At 54.9% G+C, this 1,310-nt stretch carries 2 protein-coding genes; both read right to left on the bottom strand.

Features of this window, described 5'->3' with window-relative positions:
- Nucleotides 1–360: 360 nt before the first annotated feature.
- Nucleotides 361–651: a GYD domain-containing protein gene (locus tag AC5W54_RS22460; RefSeq protein ID WP_495964319.1), complete on the bottom strand. Its 291-nt coding sequence runs from the start codon at nucleotides 649–651 to the stop codon at nucleotides 361–363.
- 375 nt (nucleotides 652–1,026) lie between these two features.
- On the bottom strand, nucleotides 1,027–1,182 hold the full coding sequence (locus AC5W54_RS22465; RefSeq protein WP_495964320.1) for a hypothetical protein: 156 nt from the start codon (nucleotides 1,180–1,182) through the stop codon (nucleotides 1,027–1,029).
- Nucleotides 1,183–1,310 lie beyond the last annotated feature (128 nt).

Here is a 1,310-nt window from a genome sequence, read left to right on the forward strand (position 1 = left end):
GAGCCAAGAGCTATCAAACGGCGCCCCCGGCCCCACCGGTTATTGAAAACGCATCGCCACCAAGCGCGTGAGGAGATCCAACGCTACGGACATCCGAAAAAGCTTAAGTAAGTGCCATTCGGGTCAGACCCCGGCGGCGTCGAATCCGCTTGCAAGGCGCACCATGACGGACTTCGTGACTTGGCTGGGGTCTGACCCCATGGGGGCGGGCCTCGGCGCCTATATTCGGCGAACTTCTAATGATTGCCCGAGAGCGGAGCGGCTTCTTGGGCAACAATGGAGCGTAGGGACATGCACAAAAAGCCACGGAGTCTCACGGATCCGGTTGAGCGCTTGGTTAGGCGCCTCCGACATAAATAGCTAGGACAACTCACTTACAACTTCTCGCATTTGGTCAACGGAAAATGCACGTAAAATTTGCGTACGAACATTACCGGTAGTTCCCGCGCCCAGAACAGCGGTTGCTACAGATTCGTCGGCGCCGTCTAAGAGCAGGACTATATCGAAAGGTCCCGTAGTGTAGTGCACGCTCTCGACCTTTACTCCAAGATCTCCGGCTATTTTTTCGAAAGAGTCGACGCGATCCGGCGACGTTTTGACGTTTTTAACTCCTTGATCCGTGAAGTTCACGAGGACTATATGAGTGGCCATTTATTTTCACCTTTGCAGTTAAATCTTGGGTACTATCACCGCCAATTTACGTCTAACGAAGAGCTCAGGCTTCGCGGAAAGCGAGTAGCGCTTTTCACGGCAGCCTCCAACGCCAAGTTAGAATCTTGTTTTCATTACAGTTAATGCGCTCAAAGCCTGCCCTTCGCCCGATGCCGCCAGCGACCTGATGACCTGTCAGCACGACCGCGCGGCCAAACCGGAGCCATCCGGCGAACCGTGCAACGCCTTTAAGGATAGCTCGAAAAGAACGCCCTGCTGAGGAAATCGCTAGCAAGGCCTTCCTACTGGCACCGCCACTACAAGAGAGAGCAACACGGCAAATGGCCCCGCCTGAAAAGTACGTCTGGCTTCACGCTACCGCCCTACCTCGCGCGTTCTCCAACGAAGACGCCCGTCGGACGAGGCAAAATCAAGATTCGGCTTGCCTTCAACACCAATCACCACTCGTGCTGCAACATAATCGGCTTGAGGGTTGGCTTTGGCCTGATCGACCGCCTCGTCAAAGGTCATACTGTGTTCTGGTCAAGCCAGAGCGGACACATTTTCAAGCCGCAGCTGCCAATTCAATCTCCCTCGGCGTCTGGTAGCCCAGGGTCGAGTGGAGCCGGCAGCTGTTGTACTCCATCTCGATGTATTCG

This window comes from Halomonas sp. LMYGS-3 (assembly GCF_059509875.1).